At 42.5% G+C, this 1926-nt stretch carries 4 protein-coding genes and 2 pseudogenes; 3 read left to right on the forward strand and 3 right to left on the reverse strand.

What is annotated here, in order from left to right:
- Together L5M37_RS23935 and L5M37_RS23940 are read left to right on the forward strand one after the other, a co-directional pair.
- Positions 1 to 236: pseudogene (locus L5M37_RS23935) on the forward strand (IS4 family transposase); the annotation flags it as partial.
- A 32-nt stretch (positions 237 to 268) separates the two neighbouring features.
- Positions 269 to 562 (forward strand): hypothetical protein, encoded by a 294-nt coding sequence (locus L5M37_RS23940; protein WP_263201914.1) that lies wholly within the window; start codon positions 269 to 271, stop codon positions 560 to 562.
- Here the strand turns inward: L5M37_RS23940 and L5M37_RS23945 are convergent.
- Positions 542 to 700, reverse strand: coding sequence for a type II toxin-antitoxin system RelE/ParE family toxin (locus L5M37_RS23945; RefSeq protein WP_263179949.1), 159 nt, complete (start codon positions 698 to 700; stop codon positions 542 to 544). The two genes, L5M37_RS23940 and L5M37_RS23945, sit on opposite strands and share 21 nt — an antisense overlap.
- Positions 693 to 935, reverse strand: a complete 243-nt coding sequence (locus tag L5M37_RS23950) for a type II toxin-antitoxin system ParD family antitoxin (protein WP_011074401.1) — start codon at positions 933 to 935, stop codon at positions 693 to 695. Before L5M37_RS23950 ends, L5M37_RS23945 begins: the two co-directional genes overlap by 8 nt.
- Positions 936 to 1134: 199 nt before the next feature.
- On the opposite strand from L5M37_RS23950, the gene L5M37_RS23955 reads away from it, so the two are divergent.
- Entirely contained in the window at positions 1135 to 1716 is a 582-nt protein-coding gene (locus L5M37_RS23955; RefSeq protein ID WP_263201915.1) for a recombinase family protein, read from the forward strand.
- Here L5M37_RS23955 and L5M37_RS23960 read toward each other — a convergent pair.
- Positions 1695 to 1926: pseudogene (locus L5M37_RS23960) on the reverse strand (IS4 family transposase); the annotation flags it as partial. The gene L5M37_RS23955 and the pseudogene L5M37_RS23960 sit on opposite strands and share 22 nt — an antisense overlap.

The raw sequence follows: 1926 nt of genomic DNA on the forward strand, positions 1-1926 counted from the left end.
CGTTGATGGTTCAATGCCTGTTGTGGCTAGTTGGTTTACACGCACAGCAACAGGGCTGGGATAAGCATTTTCAGGCCAATACCATTGGGCATCGAACGGTACTCTCAACGATTCGCTTGGGATTGGAGGTACTCAGGCGGCCTGATTATCAAATCACGGAGAAAGAATTGCTGGCGGCCTGGGTATTATTCGCCAATCAGTTGCTCAAATATGGCTATGCTATGGCTGATTTATGAGGGGATCCTTCAGGGCACAGCATGTAGAAGTGATGAAATCATCGATTGAAGGTATCAATTGGCAAGCCATTGCCGAAATTAATGCCGTCACCGTACAGATGAAGCAAATGGATCAAGATGCTCGTAACTGGTTTCTAGATACTGCTGATCAAACTATGTACGAAACGCTAAAACAGACTGGCAATGAAATTATTACTAAGCTGCAAACCATTACGTCTCAATATCAATTGGCCAATACTGCGAAAACCATAAAAAGTGAATCTAAATTACTCGAACTATATGGGCAACTTGTAAAAATCAATTTATCAGTTGATGCGCTGGGTTAGAGGCTGCTCAGTGATTGCCAACAAAGCCTTATGCATACTTACTGTATAGTCATCCGCTTGCTTAACACCAAAGTTCAATAAGGTGTATTCAAAAATTCGCTCAAAGTCTTCGGCAGCAAGGTTGGAAAGTTTATACATTGTGCTTTTGTTTCACCATTGCAGCGATGTCATGAAGTGATAATGCGCATTCACCACTTTGCTCACCAGCTTCAATCGCCATTTTCAAAGCTATGGTCTGGTTTTCTTGTCTTTCTAATAGTCGTAAGGCAGAACGAACAACTTCGCTTGTCGAGCCGTAGCGACCTGACGAAATAAGCTGACCGACAAACTCATCTAACTGTGATCCGATAGTAACACTGGTTGTCCGTGACATGTTTCCACCTATTTGTGTGAATAATTAACACAGTAATAATATATGATGTTAGATACCAAATCAAAGTAATGTTAACTACACCATGACAATAAGGTATACTTCAAAATCACATGTAAAAAGTGGCAGTTTTTATATATTTGTCATAACCTATATGGCACACACCGTTAGGTCATAACTTAAATGTCACTTAGGTCGGATTATGTACATCTTTGGCTATCTTAGGGCATCAACTAGCGATCAAAATGCGAAACGAGCACAGAGCACCTTACAAAAGTTTGTACAGGAGAAGGGATTTCGTATAGCTGGATGGTACATCGAAAATGAATCAGGAGCTTCGCTGCAAAGACCAGAACTTCTTCGTTTACTTGATGATGCTGCGAAAGGCGATGCAATCATCATTGAACAGATAGACAGGCTTTCTCGTCTGGATGAGAAAAGCTGGTTCACATTAAAAGAAATGCTGCACGAGAAAGAACTCAAAGTGATTAGCCTGGACTTGCCAACCAGCCATATTGCACTCTCTCCCCAAATCACCAATGAATTTACTGGATCGATGATCAAAGCGATAAATAGCATGATGATGGATATGCTAGCTGCTATCGCGAGAAAAGATTATCAAGATCGCCGGCGCCGTCAGGCTGAAGGAATAAAGAAAGCCAAAGAGGAAGGGAAATACAGAGGACGGCAAGCAGACTCAGATCTACACGAAAAAATCTATCAGCTACGAGTTGTTAACAAGCTGAGTACTGAAGGATCCCCTCATAAATCAGCCATAGCATAGCCATATTTGAGCAACTGATTGGCGAATAATACCCAGGCCGCCAGCAATTCTTTCTCCGTGATTTGATAATCAGGCCGCCTGAGTACCTCCAATCCCAAGCGAATCGTTGAGAGTACCGTTCGATGCCCAATGGTATTGGCCTGAAAATGCTTATCCCAGCCCTGTTGCTGTGCGTGTAAACCAACTAGCCACAACAGGCATTGAACCATC

It is taken from the genome of Shewanella sp. SM69 (assembly GCF_025653985.1).
GTDB classification, from domain to species: Bacteria; Pseudomonadota; Gammaproteobacteria; order Enterobacterales; family Shewanellaceae; genus Shewanella; species Shewanella oncorhynchi.

Bases quoted from the DNA above. Each gene is read 5' to 3' on its own strand.
- L5M37_RS23940 (WP_263201914.1), top strand. From the start codon at position 269: ATGAAATCATCGATTGAAGGTATCAATTGGCAAGCCATTGCCGAAATT.
- L5M37_RS23945 (WP_263179949.1), bottom strand. From the start codon at position 700: ATGTATAAACTTTCCAACCTTGCTGCCGAAGACTTTGAGCGAATTTTT.
- L5M37_RS23950 (WP_011074401.1), bottom strand. From the start codon at position 935: ATGTCACGGACAACCAGTGTTACTATCGGATCACAGTTAGATGAGTTT.
- L5M37_RS23955 (WP_263201915.1), top strand. From the start codon at position 1,135: ATGTACATCTTTGGCTATCTTAGGGCATCAACTAGCGATCAAAATGCG.